Genomic DNA, 21017 nt, shown 5'->3' on the forward strand with positions numbered 1-21017 from the left:
TGAAATAATAACAAACTCCTGAGATTGTCAAAACTTACAGGTTTGCCTCGCAATGACGATGACGATTTTGGTATCCACAACGCACACCATTAACTCAACTCGAGTGCCGCTTCTTCTAGAGTTTTTAGCTGATCACGAAGTTTTACGGCTTGTTCAAATTCAAGATTACTTGCGGCTTTAAGCATTTCTTTCTTTAATTTATCAATATGGGTTTTTAGCTTAGCAGGATTATCAAATAAAGTATGAGCTTGTTTTTTATCAAGCTTACTATCGATTTTCTCAAATTCTGCTAAAGCGTGAATAGCACGGTTGATGGTTTTTGGAATTATGCCGTGTTTTTCATTATATTCCTGCTGAATTTGCCTTCTACGCAACGTTTCACTAACAGCTTTATCGATAGATTTAGTCATTTTATCGGCATAAAGTATAACTCTACCCGCGCTATTTCTTGCAGCTCTTCCTATTGTTTGTATTAACGATACTTCCGACCGCAAAAACCCCTCTTTGTCTGCATCAAGTATAGCAACTAAGCCGCATTCAGGGATGTCAAGCCCCTCCCTTAATAGATTAATACCGACTAAAACATCAATAGTACCTTGTCTTAAATCTCGTAAAATCTCTATACGTTCGAGAGTATGAACGTTAGAATGTAAATAAGAAGTTTTATATTTTAGCTCCTGCAAATAGGCGGTTAAATCTTCTGCCATTTTTTTAGTTAAGGTGGTGACTAGAACACGAAAACCTTGAGCGATAGTGGTTTGAATTTCGCTAATTAAATCCTCAACTTGGTTAGTAGCGGGTTTGATAATACATTCAGGATCAAGCAGCCCAGTAGGTCTAATAATCAATTCTACAACCGTGCCGCCGGTTTCTTCTAACTCGAACGGTCCTGGAGTTGCAGATACAAACACAGTTTGTGGTCTAAATTTGTCCCATTCTTCAAATTTTAAAGGTCTGTTATCAAGTGCAGAGGGTAGACGAAACCCATGCTCTACCAAAACTTTTTTCCTTGCTCGATCGCCGTTATACATCGCTCTAATTTGCGGTACGGATACATGGCTTTCATCAACAAATAATAATGCATCTTCTGGTAGGTATTCGAATAATGTAGGAGGCGGCTCACCGGCATTACGTCCTGTGAAAAAGCGAGAGTAGTTTTCAACTCCTTTACAGCTGCCGGTTTCCGTTAACATTTCAAGATCATATTGAGTACGTTGATTTAGCCTTTGAGTTTCAAGTGGTTTGTCTTGTGACTTTAAAAACTCTAAGCGTTTTTGTAATTCTTCTTCAATACCTGATATGGCATTATTGACCGTTTCTTGAGGCATCACAAAATGTGAATTACCAAAAACTATAGCTTTATCGAGCTTAGCAAGTTTTTCACCTGTTAGGGGATCAAATTCATGGATATATTCGAGTTCATTACCGAAAAACGATAAACGCCAAGCTTTATCGCTGTAATGTGAGGGGAAAATATCGATGTTGTCGCCTTTAACTCTAAAACAGCCACGCTCAAATCCGATATCGTTACGCTCATATTGTAGATTTATCAAATCGTTTAGTAGTTGATCACGAAGGTAGCTTTGACCAGGCTCTAGATTAACCACCATTTGGTAATATAAATCGGGAGAGCCAAGGCCGTAAATACAGGAAACGGAAGAAACTACTATAACGTCACGACGCTCTAATAGCGATCTTGTAGCGGCATGACGCATTAAATCAATTTGTTCGTTAATTGATGAGTCTTTTTCTATAAAAGTATCGGTGCGTGCTATATAAGCTTCGGGCTGGTAATAATCATAATATGAGACAAAGTATTCAACGGCATTCTTTGGAAAAAGCGATTTCATCTCTGAATAGATTTGGGCAGCTAAAGTTTTATTATGAGCCATAATAAGAGTAGGACGATTAGTTCTCTCTATAATATTTGCCATAGTAAAGGTTTTGCCTGATCCCGTAATACCAAGCAACATTTGTGAGCGTTTTTTGCTACTTAACCCTGCTATAATTTCATCTATTGCTTTTGGTTGATCGCCTGCCGGTTTATATTCTGAGATAATAGAAAAATTATTCATGCATTTTTACTTGCTTTAAAAACTATAGTTTAAGATAATATATTAAAATCTCACAAAAAAATATAACATTATGAATAAAGCTATATTACACACAATTATTGTTTATACTCTCGCTAGTTGTCCTTATTGTATAAAAGCTAAAGCATTGCTTGATGAGAAAAATGTTGCTTATGAGGAAATTGAATTAAGTAATTTTACTCAGGAAGAGAAAGAAAAATTTATTAAGAAATCCGGTGGAAAAAAGACCGTCCCGCAGATATTTATAGATAATATGCATGTTGGCGGTTGTGATGCTCTGTTTGATCTTGAAAAAGAGGGAAGGCTAGATAAGCTGTTAGAAAATCAGCCAAAGACGACTGCACCTGCTGCCGGAGCGTAATTAATAAAAACGTCATTGCAAGGAAATTACGAAGTAATTGACGAAGCAATCTAAGGAGGTTGTTATTATTTTATGAGATTGCCACGCTCCCTACGGTCGCTCGCAATGACGATTTAGTATCCACGTGAGCAATGCCCGCTTGTAATGATGCTGAAAACTACCAAAACTTTAAAATGTTCAAAAACAAAACTCGCAAAAATTCATTCTCTCTACTTCTGCCGTATTTATGGTCGAAGGATTTTGATATACGCCTGCGTATTGTTACCTCTCTTAATTTGTCTAGTCATAGCTAAAGTAATAAATATTTTTGTTCCTATTGTTTATAAATATATAATAAATGGGCTAAATAAAAACTTTGCTCTTTCGGTTATGATTGGGATTATTGTTGCATATGGCGGAACAAAAATACTTGTTCAACAGTGAATTACGAAATATCTTTTTTCAAAAGTAGGGCATCAAGTAACTCGCTTAGTTGCTCTAAATGTCTTTAAGTACATGCTTTAAGTATGCGTTTTCACATTACTAGAAAGACAGGGGGCTTAAGTAGGTCAATAGAGCGTGGTACTAAAGGTATTGAAGTAGTACTGCGGTATTCGTTATTTAATATTTTTCCGACAAGCGTAGAAATTATATTAGTAAGCGGGATGTTATGGTATGTTTACAGTATTTGGTTTGCCGTAACTATTTTAATAACAATGATAGTTTATGTTGGTTATACTTGCCTAATCAGTATTTGGCGTATTTCTTTTGCAAGGGAAATGAACCAAAGCGATAACACCGCCAATAATAGAGCAATCGATAGTTTACTGAATTTTGAGACCATTAAATATTTCGGTAATGAAGAATATGAGGCGATAAAGTTTAATGAGGTTTTATAAACTTATGAAAAATCAGCTACTAAAACTACTAACAGCATATCGATTTTAAATATCGGGCAGGATGTTATAATATCCTTAGGGCTTGTTAGTCTTATGATACTTTCAGCAAATGCTATTAACCAAAATAAAATGATCGTCGGCGATTTAATAATGGTTAATACTTATCTATTTCAGCTATCAATGCTGCTTTCAATACTTGGCTTTGCTTATAGAGAAATTAAAAACGCTCTAGTTAGTATGGAAGATATGTTTAAGCTGCTTGATATACCTGTAGAAGTAGAGGATGCTTTGAACGCTAAGGAGCTAATTATCTTAAAAGGTGTGGTTAGTTTCGATAATGTTAGCTTTGCTTATAATCAGGAACGTCCGATTTTACATAATATAAGTTTTACGATCAAGAGCAGTAAAACTTTAGCAGTAGTCGGTAGTAGCGGGGCAGGGAAATCGACGATATCACGCTTGTTTTTTAGGTTTTACAATATTAATAGCGGCAATATTACTATTGATGGTCAGGATATAAGAGAAGTCACGCAACAATCGCTGCGTAAATCTATTGGAATTGTCCTGCAAGATACGGTACTGTTTAACGATACGCGATATATTACAACATCGCATACGGTAATAATGCAGCAAGCTACGATGAAGTTATAGCAGCCTCAAAAAATGCTCATATTCATGAGTTTATTAGCACGTTACCCGAAGGGTATGAGACGCAGGTAGGCGAGAGAGGCTTAAAGCTTTCGGGCGGTGAGAAACAGCGTATTGCAATTGCAAGAACCATCTTAAAAAATCCAGCAATATATGTTTTTGATGAGGCAACAAGTTCGCTTGATACTAAAGCCGAAAAGCTAATTCAAGCACGCCTTAAAGAGATCTCGGCTCACCATACTACCCTTATCATTGCCCATAGACTCTCAACTATTATCGATGCAGATGAGATTATCGTTTTAGATCACGGTTATATAGTTGAGCGGGGCAACCATAAAACCTTGCTACAGCACAAAGGCTATTATGCCGAACTTTGGTATAAACAGCAAGAAGAGGAACCTTCTTAAAATTTATCATTATATCAACTACAAGCTTTATTAAGTGGTTTGGTAAAACCAGCTCGATGTCATTCCCGCGGAGGTTTTGTTGAGTGGATATCAAGTCGTCATTGCGAGCAGCCATAGGCTGCGTGGCAATCTCAGGAATTTTTCTCAAGATTGCTGCGTCAAATTACTATGTAATTTTCCTCGCAATGACAAAAAAACTGATCCACGCAGGAATGACATGGATAGCTAATTGATATTTCAAAAAATTGGCTAAAATCTCTTGCAAGAATAGCGGTGACGTTATTCCGGGGTTTCAAAGCCTCTATCCTAAGCGGTATTATCAGCCGTATAAATGGTATAATCCTCGACTTCATGGTCGGGGGATAGTAGCTATGTACAAGGTTTAAAGTGTAAGCTTTAAACCTAAAAGCTATTATAACTGTTCTGTGACGGTTCTTTGAACGTCCCAACCACCCGAAGTTAAAATATTCGGTGGTTAAAACTTGAGCAATTTAAGTGTAATCACGGGAGCAACTACATGTTCAATAAAAATAATAAATTATTATCTAAAATATTACCGTTCTCTAAGAAAAATAAAGATTTAGAAAAACTAAGAGCTCAGTTTAAACAAAGGTTAGCAGAATAGGTAATGGTAGATGAGATAACAAGAATAGAGCAGCGTTCATTATATTTAGAAAGTATAAAATAATTCTAATATATAATAAAGTTTGTTAACTTTTACGATTATGTTATTGCATAGAAACGGTTGATGTCGTCATTGTAAGCGACTAAAGGCCTTATTGTATGGTTCGTTTATGTCATTTCCACGCAAGCGGGAATCCAGTAAAAAATGATAAACAAAGAAAATTACATAAAAATTTAGTATATAATTTGCTTAAAAAACTAGATTCCTGCTTTCGCAGGAATGACATCGGCATCCGCGCAACAATGCCCCGCAGCAATGACATCGGTAACTTAGAAACAATGCCACGATTATAAATACAAGCAATCCTTGAAAGAAATTTATTATGTCTCTATTATTAAATATAATTCATTAAATTTAAGGCTAAGTAATCGTGACTGATAAATCTTCTTCTAATTTAGTACCGGTAAATATCGAAGATGAGATGAAAGTATCTTATCTTGATTATGCTATGAGCGTTATAGTAAGTAGAGCTATACCGGATGTTCGGGACGGCTTAAAGCCGGTACATCGCCGAATTATCTATTCCATGCATGAAGCCGGTAATCATGCTAATAAACCTTATAGAAAATCCGCTAGAATAGTCGGTGACGTGATGGGTAAATACCATCCGCACGGCGATAGTGCTATTTACGATGCGTTAGTACGTATGGCACAAGATTTTTCCTTGCGTTTACCGCTTGTAGACGGGCAGGGTAATTTCGGTTCGATGGATGGTGATGCGGCGGCAGCAATGAGATATACCGAATCTCGAATGGCTAAAGTTGCGTATAAGCTCGTAGAGGATATCGATAAAGAGACTGTCAGCTTTAACCCTAATTACGATGGTTCTGAAGAAGAGCCTTCCGTACTTCCTGCAATGTTTCCCAATTTATTGGTGAACGGTAGCGGAGGCATTGCGGTCGGTATGGCAACTAATATCCCGCCTCATAATCTTGGTGAGGTTATCGATGCGTGCTGTTTATATATAGATAATAACGATATAGAAATATTAGATTTACTTGAAGTTGTTAAAGGACCGGATTTTCCTACAGGTTCAATGATTTTAGGCATTAGCGGTATTAGATCGGCATATCTTACTGGTAGAGGTAGTATCATTATACGAGGTCGAGCCGAGATTGAGAATATCGGTAATAGCCGTCAAGCAATTATTATTACCGAAATACCGTATATGGTAAATAAGGCAAGGCTTGTTGAGAAAATCGCTCAAATGGTTAAGGAAAAGCGTATAGAAGGTATAAGTGATTTACGTGATGAATCGAATAAAAACGGTGTAAGGATTTTTATTGAGTTAAAGAAAGACGTAGTTGCTGAAGTAGTCTTAAATCAAATATACGCATGTACTCAGCTACAAACTAGCTTTGGTGTTATTATGCTTGCTCTTAAAGACGGGTTACCGAAAGTGATGAATTTGAAAGAAGTAATTGCAGCTTTCGTTAGTTTTAGGGAAGTAGTAGTTACTAACCGTACTATATATTTACTCAATAAAGCAAGAGATAGAGCTCATATTTTACTAGGACTAACTATTGCCGTTAGTAATATCGATGAAATAATACGTATTATTAAAGCTTCAAATGACCCGAATGCAGCTAAACAAGAATTAATGGCTCGTCAGTGGGAAGCATTAAATATCCTACCTCTTGTAAAGTTGGTTGATGATAAAGCAATGTTAAACGAGCAGGGTAAATGTAACTTTACCGAAGTGCAAGCTAAGGCAATCTTAGAAATGAGATTGCAACGCCTGACCGCTATGGAGAAAAACAAGCTTGAAGAGGATTTAAAGAACCTCACTACGGAAATCACCGAATATCTTAATATACTTGGCTCTCGTACAAGGTTACTTGAAATTTTAAAGGAAGAGCTCATTAAAGTTAAAGAAGAATTTGCGACTCCTCGTCTTACTTCAATTGAATTTGGCGAATTTGATCAAGATATAGAAGATTTAATTCAGCGTGAAGAAATGGTTGTAACCGTAACGCTTGGCGGGTATATCAAGCGTGTACCTCTAAGTAGCTATCGTGCGCAAAAACGTGGCGGTAAAGGAAGATCAGGGCTTTCAATGCGTGATGAAGATATTACCACGCAAGTTTTTGTCGGTAGTACCCATACTCCTATGTTGTTCTTCTCAAATATCGGTCAGGTTTATAGTTTAAAACTGTATAAACTGCCTTTAAGTAATCCGCAGGGTAAGGGTAGACCGATGGTTAATATATTACCGCTGAAAGCAAATGAGCATATTACGAATATTATGCCGCTACCTGAAAATCAGGATGAGAGGGATAATTTAAACATTATGTTCGCAACTGCCAAAGGTAATATCAGAAGAAGCGATTTATTAGATTTCAAAAAGCTTCAGTCGAACGGTAAAATTGCTATTAGGCTTGATGAGGACGATAAATTAATAGATGTAAAACCATGTAAAGAAGATGAGCATATTTTACTTGCTACCAAAGCCGGTAAAGCTTTAAGATTCCCTGTTGAATCGCTGCGTGTTATTAAGAGCCGTACTTCTGATGGGGTACGAGGTATGAAGCTTGCCAAAGAGGATTCCGTAATTTCTATGACTGTGCTTAAAGGTATTAGTAGTACAAAAGAGGATAGAGATGCTTATTTATCAGTGCCGTGGGAGCAGAGATTAGAGATTGCTAAAGGTGAGGAGTTTAATCCTGAAGAACTTGGCGTAAGCTTAACTGCCCCGGCTATTGTAGAAATGGCAAATTCCGAAGAATTCATTTTAACCGTAACTGAGAACGGTTTTGGTAAGAGAAGTTCAGCTTATGGCTATAGAATTACTGACCGTGGCGGTAGCGGTATAATCAATATGGATATTAACGACAAAACTGGTTTAGTCGTCGGTGTTATGCCGGTTAAAATGGATGATGAGTTAATGCTGATTACCAATAGCGGTAAGTTAATTCGCTGTAAACTTGAGTCAATACGTATTACGGGACGTAATACTAGCGGCGTAATCCTATTTAAGCTAGATGATGGTGAAAAAGTCGTGTCTGTCTCTTTAATTGCTGAAACTGCTGAAAGAGAAGAAGATAGTGAGTTAGAGGAAGAGGGATTAGAGCAATCTGAAGATGTGTAAGGGCTGAGGCGTTGTGATTCCCGCATAGCTCTTAAAAAGCTCTCGATGTCATTCTTGCGAAAGCATTTTGCATAGATACCTAAGTCATCATTGCGAGGAGGTATTGTTGCGTGGATCGGTAAAACCCACTGTGTCACCCCGTGGTCACGCCACGGGATGACAGAGGTGAAATTGCTTCACGCAACAATGCCTTGTGAGCAGCCATAGGTTACGTGGCAATCTCATGAAATAATAAAACTCCTGAGATTGCAGACGTACTTTGTAATTTTCCTCGCAATGACGTTAATTTATTAATTGATCTGCTTTTAGTTAACAATACCCCCCCCCAAAAAAAAAGAACTTCTAGAAAAGTATTGCAACACTAATTTTGCTCTCTATAATAACTTTATGTTGAATTAATATGCAGATATTAACTTTCCAGTCTTTTTTTACTACTATAACCGGTCTAAGCCGGTCACAATATCTCTATATCTTTCTTTTAATTATATTCATCTATTTAAATTAACTAATTATTAGGTAAGTTTTATGTTGCGTAAAATGCTACTTATTTTAATGGCTATTATCATAGCTATCATATTGTTAAACCCACTAATGAGTTTAGAAGTACAAAGGTTATTGTATTCAATAAGTCTATCTATTTCTATAATTGGATTATTTCTGCCTTTAATTATTTTTGGTTTACTTTTTAAATCTGTTGTAATGCTAGTCAAAGATGCAACACGTATAGTTTTTTAATATTATTACTAGTATGTGGGTCTAATGTTTGTTCTACCTTCATAAGTCATTATGTAGGTATATACATATATCAATTCGCTTTATCAATGAGCTCTCCTATAGAAAATGCTAGTTTAAAGCCTTTATTGTTGCTTAATTTTCCTAATATTATTTCTAATGATAAAATCGTATTTAGTAGTATTATCTTAAGCTTTATTTCCTCAAAATTGTGTGCTGAAGTTGCAATTGGATTGGCTTGTAAGCTAGAAGCATTTGTGGCAAAAATATTGCGATTGTTGCTATATAATGCCCTTATTTATAATGGGCTTTATCGTAAAACTACAGTTTGATGAAGTATTAGATATAATTATTAAAGATTATATGTTCATTTTTGTGACGATCGTATTTGCTCAGTTTGGTTATATCTTTCTTGCTTATTTTATTTTGAGTAACTGTCGAGTTAAGGAATGCATAGCTAGCTTTAGTAATATGATGCCAGCGTCTATAAGTGGATTTAGTGCAATGTCTAGTGTTATAAGTATGCCAATTAGTATAATAGGAGCAGAAAATAATACAAATAATAAAGCACTCGCTCGTACCGTTGACCAATAACAGTCAATATTCATCTTGTTGGCGATTGTTTTGCCATATCGATTTTGGCTTATGCTATACTAAAAAGTTATGGATTAGCTGAACCTACTTTATTTAATTATTTTACTTTTTATTTTGTATTGGCAAAATTTTCAGTAGCAGCTATACCAGGTGGTAGAATTATTGTAATGCCCCCTATACTTGAACAATATCTAGGTTTTAATACTAATATGATGTCTCTGATTACAGCTCTTTATATCTTATTTGATCCTGTGATCACTTGTGCTAATGTTTTAGGAAATGGTGCTTTTGTTAAACTGATAGATAATAGTGTAACTCAGAAAGCTTAATTTAAGCAAATTTGCACAGAGCAAGTCATGTTCCACCGTGAGCATTAATAAATATTTTAGCAATAGGACGAGGTTTCTCAAAATACTCTAGGTTCTTGCGTGCAGAAAATTAAATTATTTGTGTTTTTAGATATTTTTGAGCAAAAATTAATAAGAACGCAAGAGCCTAATATCTCTTTTGCTTTTAAAGTAATTGTTGAATTATCTATATTTGATAAATTAGATATTTGTGTTCCTTGAATTATTATTTTTTACGAAGAATTAGTGAATTTTTTAATCAAATCTCAAATATTATATAATTGATTTAAAAGAGAACAAGCATATAATCTTTGTGTGGAAAGTGATATATTGGTAATAAATTATGATGTGGTTATTAATTGCGATTGGTTTAACCGTTGCGGTGCTTATTATAGGGGTAGTATCGATGGCTATCGCAGGAAAGTTTGATAAGAAATTTAGTTCAAAGTTAATGACTTTAAGGGTTTTTTTTCAGGCAGTTGCTATATTTTTATTGATTATAATGTATTTTTATAAAGTTAATTTATAAATGTCTGAAAATAACTCAAAAGCTACTTAATCGATTTCTCTAATTTCTTCACGTAATTCTTCCCATTTGTCTAAAATTTCTTCTAATGTAACTTCTTCGACTTTTTTCTCTCCATCTTCAAAGTCCTTTAAATCTCTAATCAGTTTCTCTAGCTTTAATAATGAAATTTTTTTTTTCATTATACTGATCGCTACAATGTTCTTCGAGTTGTTCTGCAATTTCTTCAATATCACCCCAATGCATTATTATTCCTCCTTAATTTTATGCAAGCCTTATTTATTAACATGTTATCTGATATTTGCTATTATTTTTTACTAAATATTATTAATTCGACAAATTATTGCAAATAGGTGAGTTTATTATGCAACTATTGCCGGAATTAGGCAGGTTTGCTTTCTTTACATTTTGGTGATTTTATAGTATATTAAAATTAAATATTAAGATTTAATTATGTCAATATTACCGATAGTAACGGCACCTGATGAAAGATTAAAGCAGAAATCTCAGCCGGTTTTAGAGTTTACCGATCAAACACGAAAATTTATGGATGATATGCTTAAAACTATGTACCATGAAGACGGTGCAGGGCTTGCAGCAGTACAAGTAGGGGTATTGAAACGTATTTTAGTAATTGATATACAAGATCATGATTCGGTAGCAAGACCAAAAGATTTTTATCCGCTTTTTATAGTGAATCCTGAAGTAATAGAAAAAGCAGAAGAGCTAGTTACGGCTAACGAAGGTTGTATCTCATTACCGGAGCAACGTATTGAGGTGGCAAGACCGGAATCTATAAAGATTAGGTATTTAGACTATCATGGTAAATCGCAAGAGCTTAAAGCAAATGATTGGCTTGCAAGAGTTATCCAGCATGAGTATGATCATTTAGAAGGTAAGCTTATGATTGATTATTTAAGTAATTTAAAACGAGATGTAGTACTTCGTAAGCTTAAGAAACTTAAAAATAATATAGTGTGAAAGTAATCTTTATGGGAACGCCTGAATTCGCTGTTCCCGCTCTTAAAAAACTTATAACTCATCACGAAGTTAAAGCTGTTTTTACACAGCAACCTAAAGCTAAGGGCAGAGGACTTAACTTAGCTAAATCTCCAATACATCAATTAGCATTTGAGCATCAAATTCCTGTTTATACTCCTTCTACTCTTCGTAATGATGAAATAATAAATCTAATTAATAAAGTTAATGCTGATATTATAGTTGTTATTGCCTATGGTTTTATTGTGCCGAAAGCTATATTAGAAGCTAAGAAATACGGCTGTCTTAATATCCATCCATCTGATTTGCCTCGTCACAGAGGAGCGGCTCCTCTGCAGCGTACTATTATAGAGGGTGACCGGAAAAGTAGTGTATGTATTATGCGTATGGATACAGGGCTTGATACAGGTGATATATTGATGAAAGAAGATTTTGATTTAGAAGAAAGAATAACATTGGAAGAACTGCATAACAAATGTGCAAATCTCGGAGCGGAGTTATTAATTAAAACACTTGCAAATATCGATAATATAGTACCAATAACACAGCCAAGTGACGGCGTTACGTATGCTCATAAATTAACTAAAGCAGAAGGAAAAATTAATTGGCATGAATCCGCATATAAAATAGATTGTAAAATAAGGGGCATGAATCCTTGGCCCGGAGTATATTTTAGTTATAATGATAAAATAATTAAAATCCTTGAAGCAGAATATTTAAATGCGGATCATCACTTTACTTCCGGTACCGTTATTAGCGATAAGCTGGAAATAGCTTGTGGAAGCGGTATATTACGCGTGAAAAAACTTCAGCAAGAGAGTAAAAAAGCTTTGAGTATAGAAGAATTTTTACGTGGTACAAATATTTTAAAAGATACAGTATTAAAATAAGAGTATTATTATGGGTAAAGATAAAAAAGAAGTTAGGTTTAATGATAATTGAGACGTTAAGGAGTTTACCTCAAAGTTTGAAAAGAATAGTGATATTTATTCTTTAAAAAGGAAAGTAATTAATATGGTAACAAAGCTTTGATAGCATTATAAGCATCTATAGTAGATGATGAAGTAGAGGATCAAACTAAGCTACTTACGGAAACTCAATTTCTTGTGACAAAAACTCCACATGGTAAAACATCTCAATATGAAATTAGCGGCTTTATTAACAAAGCCGGCGAACATATAAACGATCCAAAACAAATAAAAGAAATTTCAAAATTATACGCTCATGCCGTATTTGCTGATTTACAGAAAAATATTTTAGGTAAATTTGATAAGAACGGTAATTTAAGTATAACTAAAGATTTTGCAATTGATGAAAATCCAGTCTTTAGAAAAGACGGTAGATTATTATGGGTTAAAACTCAAAGCGGTGTGATAAACAGAGAAGGAGAAATAACAGCAGTAAATCATATTTTACAAAAAGGCAGATTTTTGTTTGAAGATTTAGGCGGTAAGGTAGATAAATTAGGGACTACAAATCTAAACAAAAAGCCGACAAAGCCTACCTTAAAAAGAGGTTTAAATAACTTTAAGCCCTCTCATAAGAAATAAAATTAAAATTATTTGAAATTAGTGTTTGACAAGCTTTAAAAATATAGATATAAAATCATCACACAAGGTTTGAAACGTAAAACTTTGTAGCTGTTTAAAAAGTTGGTAAAGCTAAAAACTAAATACACCGCGATAATAAAAATTTATATCGTGAGTAGATGCTGAAAATAAGAAAAATAATTGTGAAATTAATTCTGTATGCATTGTGTAATCTCAAGTTAAAAGCATAAGTAAATATAATAAGAGCATTTGGTGGATGCCTTGGCACTAGAAGGCGATGAAGGACGTAATACGCTGCGATAAGCTTCGGGGAGTTGCGAATAAACTTCGATCCGAAGATTTCCGAATAGGGAAACCTACCTAATTTATTAGGTATTGTATAGTGAATACATAGCTATATGAGGCAAACCCAGCGAACTGAAATATCTAAGTAGCTGGAGGAAAGGACATCAACCGAGACTCCGTTAGTAGTGACGAGCGAACGCGGACCAGGCCAGTGGCTTCAAAAAAATAACTAAAACAACATGGAAAGGTTGACCATAGAGGGTGATAGTCCCGTATAGGTAAAAAGTTTGAAGTCCTTGAGTAAGGCGGGACACGTGAAATCCTGTTTGAACATAGGGGGACCACCCTCTAAGCCTAAGTACTCTCTAGTGACCGATAGTGAACAAGTACCGTGAGGGAAAGGTGAAAAGTACCCCGACAAGGGGAGTGAAATAGTATCTGAAACCAAATGCTTACAAGCAGTCGGAGCAAGCGTATTTATATGTCTTGTGACGGCGTACCTTTTGTATAATGGGTCAGCGACTTAGTTTATCTAGCAAGCTTAAGCCGTTAGGTGTAGGCGTAGCGAAAGCGAGTCTGAATAGGGCGTTTAGTTAGATGAATTAGACCCGAAACCGGGTGATCTAGCCATGGCCAGGTTGAAAGCGGAGTAAAATCCACTGAAGGACCGAACCCACTACTGTTGAAAAAGTAGGGGATGAGCTGTGGTTAGGGGTGAAAGGCCAATCAAACTCGGATATAGCTGGTTCTCCGCGAAATCTATTTAGGTAGAGCGTTATAGCGATTACCATCGAAGGTAGAGCACTGAATGAGCTAGGGGGTCCCACAGACTTACCAAACTCAATCAAACTCCGAATGTCGATGAGTACAGCATAGCAGACAGACTATGGGTGCTAAGGTCCATAGTCGAGAGGGAAAAAGCCCAGACCGCCATCTAAGGTCCCTAAATCATGACTAAGTGTTAAAGGATGTGAGAAGACCAAAACAACTAGGATGTTGGCTTAGAAGCAGCCATCATTTAAAGAAAGCGTAATAGCTCACTAGTCTAAATAAGTTTTCTTGCGCCAACAATGTAACGGGGCTCAAGTCATGTACCGAAGATGCGGGTTTATGCATTTGGCATAAATGGTAGCGGAGCGTTCCGTAAGCCTGCGAAGGTGAACCGTAAGGTTTGCTGGAGGTATCGGAAGTGAGAATGCTGACATAAGTAGCGATAAAGAATGTGAGAAACATTCTCGCCGAAAGTCCAAGGGTTCTTGCGTAAAGTTAATCTGCGCAAGGTTAGTCGGCCCCTAAGATGAGGCTGAAAGGCGTAGTCGATGGGAATCAGGTTAATATTCCTGAACCTGAAGGATGTGACGAAAATAGTAAATTGTACAGTCTTATTGGATTGATTGTGCAGTGAATATTTTCCAGGAAATAACACCTTCATTATAGACCGTACCCGAAACCGACACAGGTGGACAGGTAGAGTATACCAAGGCGCTTGAGAGAACGATGCTGAAGGAACTAGGCAAATTGCATCTGTAACTTCGGAAGAAAGATGACCTGTATATGGGCAACCATGTGCAGGTGGCACAAGCTAGGGGGTAGCGACTGTTTATTAAAAACACAGGGCTCTGCAAAGTCAATAGACGATGTATAGGGTCTGACGCCTGCCCAGTGCTGGAAGATTAAAAGGAGGGGTGCAAGCTCTGAATTGAAGTCCCAGTGAACGGCGGCCGTAACTATGACGGTCCTAAGGTAGCGAAATTCCTTGTCGGGTAAGTTCCGACCCGCACGAATGGCGTAACGATTTCCCCACTGTCTCCAGTATCGACTCAGCGAAATTGAATTCTCCGTGAAGATGCGGAGTTCCCGCGGTCAGACGGAAAGACCCCGTGAACCTTTACTATAGCTTTGCACTGGTGTTAGGAATCAGATGTGCAGGATAGGTGGGAGACTACGAAGCGAAGGCGTCAGCCTTTGTGGAGTCACCCTTGAGATACCACCCTTTTGGTGCTTGACATCTAACCGAGGTCCTTGAATCAGGATCCGAGACAATGCATGGTGGGTAGTTTGACTGGGGCGGTCGCCTCCCAAAGAGTAACGGAGGCGCGCGATGGTTAGCTCAGGTTGGTCGGAAATCAACTTTTAGAGTGCAATGGCATAAGCTAGCCTGACTGCGAGTCTGACAAGACGAGCAGAGACGAAAGTCGGTCATAGTGATCCGGTGGTCCCGAGTGGAAGGGCCATCGCTCAACGAATAAAAGGTACTCCGGGGATAACAGGCTGATGATTTCCAAGCGTCCATAGCGACGAAATCGTTTGGCACCTCGATGTCGGCTCATCACATCCTGGGGCTGGAGAAGGTCCCAAGGGTTCGGCTGTTCGCCGATTAAAGTGGTACGTGAGCTGGGTTTAGAACGTCGTGAGACAGTTCGGTCCCTATCTGCCGTGGGTGTAGGAAGTTTGAGAGGATCTGCCTTTAGTACGAGAGGACCGAGGTGGACGTACCCCTGGTGGACCAGTTGTCGTGCCAACGGCACAGCTGGGTAGCTAAGTACGGAAGGGATAACTGCTGAATGCATCTAAGCAGGAAACCCACCTCAAAACTAGACTTCCCCATTAGAGCCGTGGAAGACCACCACGTTGATAGGTCGGGTGTGGAAGCACAGTAATGTGTGTAGCTAACCGATACTAATAGCTCGATTGATTTACTTTGCTGTGAGATTACATATGCATATAGTGTTAATGTTATAAGAGTGTAGTATCTACTCACAAAGTTATCAGGTTAAATAGTTTTATCAACTAATAAAAATGTTATTGCATAACTAATGTTATACTGTAGTCCTGCAACGATATCCAGCGAAAATTATTTTGCTGAGTATCGTAGTAAAAGTTAAGATATGATGTTGAGAATTTTTTTGAGTCGTGCAACAACATTAACAGTAGACTATAATACAAATCTATCTTTTTAAAAGTTTGTATTGCTAGCTTGGTGGTTATAGCATGAGTGAAACACACGATCCCATCCCGAACTCGAATGTGAAACCTCATAGCGCTAATGGTACTATGTCATAAGGCATGGGAGAGTAAGTCGCTGCCAAGCTTGCAATGCAAATTTTTAATTATCTTTCTTTCTCTTTATGAGAATATTTTATATTCATAATTTTTACCTTTCTCTATATTAGTAATGCTTACGCATGAAAGAATAAACATCAATTTATTTCCATAGAATCGCTAAAATCTAACATAGAAATTAAAAAGCTATTTAAAGAAAAAAAATACTGGTCAATTTATTTTAGAGTTACCAAACGTCACAGTAATTAATGAAGGTGGAATTTTAACTCAAGAAGGTTATATTCTACAAGATCCTCAAACAAGCTTAGGTGATCAACATCGTTTATTAAAAAAACGAGATATTAATACTGAAAATCGTTTATATTTTAATGGAAAATTAGCAGTAATTTTATCTTTTGGTTCTGAAAATTGGTATCATTGGCTGCTACAAATTTTGCCTAGATTAATTATATTAAAAGAATCAGCTCTTGAATATGATCGTACCTATATTAATAATTTAAAATATTCATGGCAAATTAAGTCATTAGAAATAGTATTAAATTATTTAAATATACCGGAAGATAAGCTTTTTGTAGTAAATAGTGACTGTATAATTCAAGCTACTAGACTAATTGTTCCATCTGTACCTTTTATTCCGGTAAAAGGTACACCTTTGCCTTTATGGTTAAAAAAAGATTTAAGAAATATTTTTATTAAAGATAATAGTAAAGCATACGATAAAATATATATTTCTCGTAAATACGCTTCTACCCGAACAATAGTTAATGAAGAGGAATTAATAGAAAAAATTGAGAGATCCGGTTTGAAAGTAATATATCTAGCGCTATCCTTTCCGTATGAACAGGCCCAGCTTTTTAATAAAGCAAAAATAATAGTTGGATCGCACGGATCAGGATTTGCTAACTTTATTTTTGCGGTTCCAAAATGCACGGTAGTAGAGATTGATCATGGTACAACTCCCTCTAGAAGTTTTTATAAAAGAATGGCAAATTATATGTAATGCGATTATTATCCTTTTTATGTAGATCATCAGACAACAGAAGAGCATTTAGAAGACGATATAAAGATCAATATTGATGAATTTATTAAGTTTCTTAGAGGTCATCTGTAAATAAATTTTAATTAGTAATTAAAGAGCTTTTTTAGCGAAAATTGAAGTTAATTCTTAAAATCATTATTTAATAAATAAGATTCGCTATTCATTTCATTTAGTCTTGAAATAGTGCGTTTAAATTCTGCGGCTCGTGCTGAACCTTGATATATTTTATTTGGGTTATTTTCTAGGCTCATAAATAAGAGTATTTTATAGAAATAGGCATTATCGATAAAGTTGATAAATCTAACGGCTGTATTTGTATCGTTAGCATCGATAGTATGAACGTTCCCCACTATAATAACGTTAAAATTTTGGCAAATATTAACATAATCGATATAGCTTAAGTCTCTTGTAAATAATTCATTATAATCTGTTACTAATATTCGTTTATGCACTTTTTGAAAGGATATTTCTCTACCTAGAACCTGTATATTTTGAGGAGCAAGATTATTATCACTAATATCCGTGATAATTTTTTCAAGTTTGTTTTGGTTTTCTAAAGTTAAAGGATAAATTATCCTTGCCTCTTTAACTCTTAACGCTTTATCAAATCGATAATCATGTTGATTATCTAGATATTTAACATAAAATGTATTATTGATTATCTTTATAAAAGGTAAGAAAGATTCTCGTTGTAATCCGTCTTTGTACAGATTATTGGGACTCGTGTTAGAAGTTATAAAAATAAAAATATTTTGCTGTATTAATGCATTAAACAATCTACCGATTATCATTGCATCAGTAATATCTTTAATTTCAAACTCATCTATACATAACACTTTAGTTTGTTTAGTATAGTTTTTAGCAATTTTAGGGATGATATCTTTTTGATTTGCTGTTTGTAATTTATGCATAGATTTATGAATTTCCTGCATAAAGTTCTGATAATGTATTATTATTTTAGGTGTGGTTAATTCTTCACAAAAAGAATTCATGAGCATAGTTTTACCGCTGCCCACCGGACCGTATAAATAAATTCCGCTTTCTAAGTTGTTTTGATTAAAGAATTTGAATAAACTTTTAGGCTTATTAAGTGCTGCTGCCAGCTGTTTTAATTCTTCTCGTAAAGCAGTTTGTTTTGAATCGCGTATTAATGAAGTAGAGGATTTAACCATCCAAAATATTTTTTATCTAGTTTGTTATAGGTTTTTTCTAAAATGTCGTTCCTAGCTAAAAGCAGGAAGGCTTTGTTGCGTGGATCAATTTCACCTCCGTCATCCCGTGGTTTGACCACGGGATCCAGTGAAAAATGCTAACCTTTAGCATTTTTTGTTATTTTTGCTAGATTGCCACGCTCCTTTTAGTTGCTCGCAATGACGGTTGTGATTATCATTTCCTACATAAAAGCGTTGCATCGCCGTAGCTAAAAAAACGCATTGCTTCTTTTATAGCATATTTATATAATTCATGCATCTCTTTAAATCCGGCAAAAGCACATATAAGCATAAATAAAGTAGATTTAGGAAAATGGAAATTAGTAAGTAGCATATCGGCTGTTTGAAATTTAAAACCTGGTGTTATGAAAATATCGGTTTTAAAGCTACCTGCTTTTACGATGCCGTTATTGCAAGAACTCTCAAGTGTTCTAAGTGTTGTAGTGCCGACTGCGATAATACGTTTCCCTTCTTGCTTTGCTTTATTGATAATTTCAGCAGTGTCAGGAGTAATAGAGCAATATTCGGTATGCATTTTATGTTCATGAATATTTTCGGTTTTTACAGGTAAAAAAGTTCCAGCTCCCACATGTAATGTTAAAAATGTGGCTTGTATGCCTTCTGCCTTAAGCTTATCAAGTATATCCTTTGTAAAATGCAAGCCTGCTGTCGGTGCTGCAACTGAACCTTCTATTTGGCTATAGACAGTTTGATAGCGGTCGTTGTCGTTTTGAGTGTTTGTCATCCCGTGGTTTGACCACGGTATCCAGTCATTATTTAAATATGTTTTGGATCCCGTGGTCGTAGCCACGGGATGACATAATGAGTGTGAACGCCTAATATAAACCGGTAGCGGCATCTCACCGTATTTATTTAAGAACTCGAATACAGAAATATCATTAAGCTTAAATTTTACTTTAATCTCACCCATTGCAAGTTTTTCGGTAATAATTACCTTATGATTATCAAAATAAAATTCATCATTTACATGAAGCTTTCGAGCTGGTTTAGCAAAAGCCGACCAACTATCATCTGATAATTTTTGATTCAAATTTATTGTAATATTTTTCCCCAAATTTAACTGTGCTTTTATTACCTTACTATTATTAAAGACTAATAAGTCCCCTTCTTTTAAGTAATCTATTATGTTGTAGAATTTGGTTTTAATAGGCGGCGTAACAGCAATTAGTAAATCTGAGTTATCACGTTCACTAGATGGATATTGTGCGATCAGTTCGCTTGGTAAATCAAAGTCAAAATCAGATAGTTTCATTGTTTAAATATTAGTGGCTAAAAAAGTGATTATAACAGCATATGACAATATTTAATATAATATTTTAGTTTATTGATTGCTTACTAATAAATCAACTATTTGTTGATAAAATGATTTTTTTCTGTACGATACAAAATACTATCAATTGAATCATTAAGGGACATACTTGATAATCGATGATATAATTAGAAATAAATTTCATGAGATATTAAGCAGTAAAGATATAGAAGAAAATATGGGATTTAATAATATATATAAAATAAAAAGATATGAATTTTTTAGAGAAAGTTTTGTCAAAGAATTCAAAGCTTTGCTTGAAGATCCAAATACAGAAGTATATACATTGGAAGGTGAGGCTAAATCTTTTTTATATTTTGCGTGTCATAATAATCAGAAAGGGATAGTAAGGTTTCTACTTGCCAAAGGTGCAAATATAATCCTTGACCACAACAGCGGTATGACCGTTTTTCACACTGCCCTAACAGCGCAACATTTTGATATGGCAGCATTTCTAATTGAAAATGGTGTGGGTCCTAATTACGTAGTAACAGGTGACAATATGACTTATTTAGAAATATGTACGTCCTATACCTAAATATAGCCATGGTAACTAAATTGCTCGCTTATGGTGCTAATATGAAAAACCGCATTTAAAAGTTTAGTAGACCTAACTAGAGAATTGAATGATAGTAAGCAGAGTACAGATATGGTAAAAGTATTGTTACAATATGGTGCTAATCGAATATACTCGATTCTGACGGTCAAATGGTCCGTGACAAGGAAGCAATTTATGAACCTCTGAAAGCTCTTTTAACGCTTGAATCCACATTGCGTAAGAATGATTACAAGAAAATTAAGGCTATTGACAAGAAAGATTTAGCTGCGTTTGTTCAATGGAAAGCAGCAATATTACCGGTTGTAAAAGATGTTTCTAAGGATGAGTATATAAAAAGCCTATTAGAACTATATAATATTTTCAAATCAAATGAGTGTGGATTCGGATGATTCTATAAAACAACCATTAATAGAATTAGGAGGAAAGATAGTTAAATTGATACCGCCTTTAGAGTTTTTATGCATTTTAAAAATTGAAGATATTATTCGATAGTAACGCTACAGATAAGATAGAATTACCTGAGAGTGCAATACAAGCAATGACAGAGTGCGGACTACTTCAAGTTGAAGCAACAGGAGAAATAGTGGCTTATAATGATTTAGTTTAAAGGTTGAGGCTGGTT

The 21017-nt window shown here is 35.5% G+C and carries 17 protein-coding genes, 2 rRNA genes and 3 pseudogenes; 17 read left to right on the top strand and 5 right to left on the bottom strand.

Annotated elements, in window-relative coordinates:
- Positions 1-89: 89 nt before the first annotated feature.
- Positions 90-2075 carry an excinuclease ABC subunit UvrB gene (gene uvrB / locus BTU51_RS01560; protein WP_012150483.1) on the bottom strand — a complete coding sequence of 662 codons (1986 nt, stop codon included), beginning with the start codon at positions 2073-2075 and terminating at the stop codon, positions 90-92.
- A gap of 70 nt (positions 2076-2145) precedes the next feature.
- Here uvrB and grxC point away from each other — a divergent pair, with 70 nt between their 5' ends.
- The 3 genes and pseudogenes from grxC to gyrA all read left to right on the top strand — a co-directional run bounded on the left by grxC (position 2146) and on the right by gyrA (position 8160).
- A complete protein-coding gene (grxC, locus tag BTU51_RS01565) occupies positions 2146-2454 on the top strand; it encodes a glutaredoxin 3 (protein ID WP_012150484.1) in 309 nt (102 codons plus the stop codon).
- Positions 2455-2627: 173 nt separating this feature from the next.
- A pseudogene (locus BTU51_RS09655) lies at positions 2628-4387 on the top strand (ABCB family ABC transporter ATP-binding protein/permease).
- A 1055-nt stretch (positions 4388-5442) separates the two neighbouring features.
- Positions 5443-8160, top strand: a complete 2718-nt coding sequence (gyrA, locus tag BTU51_RS01575; RefSeq protein WP_012150488.1) for a DNA topoisomerase (ATP-hydrolyzing) subunit A — start codon at positions 5443-5445, stop codon at positions 8158-8160.
- A 512-nt stretch (positions 8161-8672) separates the two neighbouring features.
- Here the strand turns inward: gyrA and BTU51_RS10130 are convergent.
- Positions 8673-8938, bottom strand: a pseudogene (locus BTU51_RS10130) (hypothetical protein).
- Positions 8939-8981: 43 nt separating this feature from the next.
- Between BTU51_RS10130 and BTU51_RS01585 the strand changes: the two are divergent.
- The 5 genes from BTU51_RS01585 (at position 8982) to BTU51_RS01605 (ending at position 10362) form a co-directional block, all read left to right on the top strand.
- The gene (locus BTU51_RS01585; RefSeq protein WP_012150490.1) at positions 8982-9224 is read left to right on the top strand and encodes a hypothetical protein; all 243 of its coding nucleotides are present in this window, start codon (positions 8982-8984) and stop codon (positions 9222-9224) included.
- A complete protein-coding gene (locus BTU51_RS09660) occupies positions 9196-9486 on the top strand; it encodes a cation:dicarboxylate symporter family transporter (protein ID WP_014362300.1) in 291 nt (96 codons plus the stop codon). Before BTU51_RS01585 ends, BTU51_RS09660 begins: the two co-directional genes overlap by 29 nt.
- Before the next feature lie 44 nt (positions 9487-9530).
- Entirely contained in the window at positions 9531-9815 is a 285-nt protein-coding gene (locus tag BTU51_RS09665) for a cation:dicarboxylate symporter family transporter (protein WP_014362301.1), read from the top strand.
- A 99-nt stretch (positions 9816-9914) separates the two neighbouring features.
- The gene (locus BTU51_RS01600; protein ID WP_012262260.1) at positions 9915-10055 is read left to right on the top strand and encodes a hypothetical protein; all 141 of its coding nucleotides are present in this window, start codon (positions 9915-9917) and stop codon (positions 10053-10055) included.
- A 121-nt stretch (positions 10056-10176) separates the two neighbouring features.
- Complete coding sequence (locus BTU51_RS01605; protein WP_012262261.1) at positions 10177-10362, top strand: twin transmembrane helix small protein; 186 nt, start codon at positions 10177-10179, stop codon at positions 10360-10362.
- A 26-nt stretch (positions 10363-10388) separates the two neighbouring features.
- Here BTU51_RS01605 and BTU51_RS01610 read toward each other — a convergent pair.
- Positions 10389-10605: pseudogene (locus tag BTU51_RS01610) on the bottom strand (Fe-S cluster assembly protein IscX).
- A 207-nt stretch (positions 10606-10812) separates the two neighbouring features.
- On the opposite strand from BTU51_RS01610, the gene def reads away from it, so the two are divergent.
- The 6 genes from def (at position 10813) to BTU51_RS01645 (ending at position 17256) form a co-directional block, all read left to right on the top strand.
- Positions 10813-11340, top strand: coding sequence for a peptide deformylase (gene def, locus BTU51_RS01615; RefSeq protein ID WP_012262263.1), 528 nt, complete (start codon positions 10813-10815; stop codon positions 11338-11340).
- Positions 11337-12248 (top strand): methionyl-tRNA formyltransferase, encoded by a 912-nt coding sequence (gene fmt, locus BTU51_RS01620; RefSeq protein WP_012262264.1) that lies wholly within the window; start codon positions 11337-11339, stop codon positions 12246-12248. The genes def and fmt overlap by 4 nt, the downstream gene beginning before the upstream one ends.
- A gap of 216 nt (positions 12249-12464) precedes the next feature.
- Positions 12465-12908 carry a hypothetical protein gene (locus BTU51_RS01625; RefSeq protein ID WP_012150496.1) on the top strand — a complete coding sequence of 148 codons (444 nt, stop codon included), beginning with the start codon at positions 12465-12467 and terminating at the stop codon, positions 12906-12908.
- Positions 12909-13136: 228 nt separating this feature from the next.
- Positions 13137-15897, top strand: a 23S ribosomal RNA gene (locus BTU51_RS01630).
- A 272-nt stretch (positions 15898-16169) separates the two neighbouring features.
- A 5S ribosomal RNA gene (gene rrf, locus BTU51_RS01635) occupies positions 16170-16284 on the top strand.
- Positions 16285-16689: 405 nt separating this feature from the next.
- Positions 16690-17256, top strand: a complete 567-nt coding sequence (locus BTU51_RS01645) for a glycosyltransferase family 61 protein (protein ID WP_012150497.1) — start codon at positions 16690-16692, stop codon at positions 17254-17256.
- Positions 17257-17414: 158 nt separating this feature from the next.
- Here BTU51_RS01645 and zapE read toward each other — a convergent pair whose 3' ends face one another.
- Both zapE and queA read right to left on the bottom strand, forming a co-directional pair.
- Positions 17415-18467 (bottom strand): cell division protein ZapE, encoded by a 1053-nt coding sequence (gene zapE / locus BTU51_RS01650; protein ID WP_012150498.1) that lies wholly within the window; start codon positions 18465-18467, stop codon positions 17415-17417.
- Between the two features lie 214 nt (positions 18468-18681).
- Positions 18682-19779, bottom strand: coding sequence for a tRNA preQ1(34) S-adenosylmethionine ribosyltransferase-isomerase QueA (gene queA, locus BTU51_RS01655; protein WP_012150499.1), 1098 nt, complete (start codon positions 19777-19779; stop codon positions 18682-18684).
- Between the two features lie 166 nt (positions 19780-19945).
- Between queA and BTU51_RS01660 the strand changes: the two genes are divergently transcribed.
- The 3 genes from BTU51_RS01660 (at position 19946) to BTU51_RS09780 (ending at position 21002) form a co-directional block, all read left to right on the top strand.
- The gene (locus BTU51_RS01660; protein WP_012150500.1) at positions 19946-20374 is read left to right on the top strand and encodes an ankyrin repeat domain-containing protein; all 429 of its coding nucleotides are present in this window, start codon (positions 19946-19948) and stop codon (positions 20372-20374) included.
- A gap of 170 nt (positions 20375-20544) precedes the next feature.
- Positions 20545-20784, top strand: a complete 240-nt coding sequence (locus BTU51_RS01665; RefSeq protein ID WP_012262265.1) for a hypothetical protein — start codon at positions 20545-20547, stop codon at positions 20782-20784.
- 83 nt (positions 20785-20867) lie between these two features.
- The gene (locus tag BTU51_RS09780) at positions 20868-21002 is read left to right on the top strand and encodes a hypothetical protein (protein ID WP_012262266.1); all 135 of its coding nucleotides are present in this window, start codon (positions 20868-20870) and stop codon (positions 21000-21002) included.
- Positions 21003-21017: the final 15 nt, after the last annotated feature.

It is taken from the genome of Rickettsia rickettsii (genome assembly GCF_001951015.1).
In the GTDB taxonomy this organism is placed as follows: domain Bacteria; phylum Pseudomonadota; class Alphaproteobacteria; order Rickettsiales; family Rickettsiaceae; genus Rickettsia; species Rickettsia rickettsii.

Excerpts from the sequence above, each read along its gene's own strand:
- uvrB (WP_012150483.1), bottom strand. The coding sequence starts at position 2,075 with ATGAATAATTTTTCTATTATCTCAGAATATAAACCGGCAGGCGATCAA.
- grxC (WP_012150484.1), top strand. The coding sequence starts at position 2,146 with ATGAATAAAGCTATATTACACACAATTATTGTTTATACTCTCGCTAGT.
- BTU51_RS01585 (WP_012150490.1), top strand. The coding sequence starts at position 8,982 with ATGAGCTCTCCTATAGAAAATGCTAGTTTAAAGCCTTTATTGTTGCTT.
- BTU51_RS09660 (WP_014362300.1), top strand. The coding sequence starts at position 9,196 with ATGGGCTTTATCGTAAAACTACAGTTTGATGAAGTATTAGATATAATT.
- BTU51_RS01605 (WP_012262261.1), top strand. The coding sequence starts at position 10,177 with ATGATGTGGTTATTAATTGCGATTGGTTTAACCGTTGCGGTGCTTATT.
- def (WP_012262263.1), top strand. The coding sequence starts at position 10,813 with ATGTCAATATTACCGATAGTAACGGCACCTGATGAAAGATTAAAGCAG.
- zapE (WP_012150498.1), bottom strand. The coding sequence starts at position 18,467 with ATGGTTAAATCCTCTACTTCATTAATACGCGATTCAAAACAAACTGCT.
- queA (WP_012150499.1), bottom strand. The coding sequence starts at position 19,779 with ATGAAACTATCTGATTTTGACTTTGATTTACCAAGCGAACTGATCGCA.
- BTU51_RS01665 (WP_012262265.1), top strand. The coding sequence starts at position 20,545 with ATGGTCCGTGACAAGGAAGCAATTTATGAACCTCTGAAAGCTCTTTTA.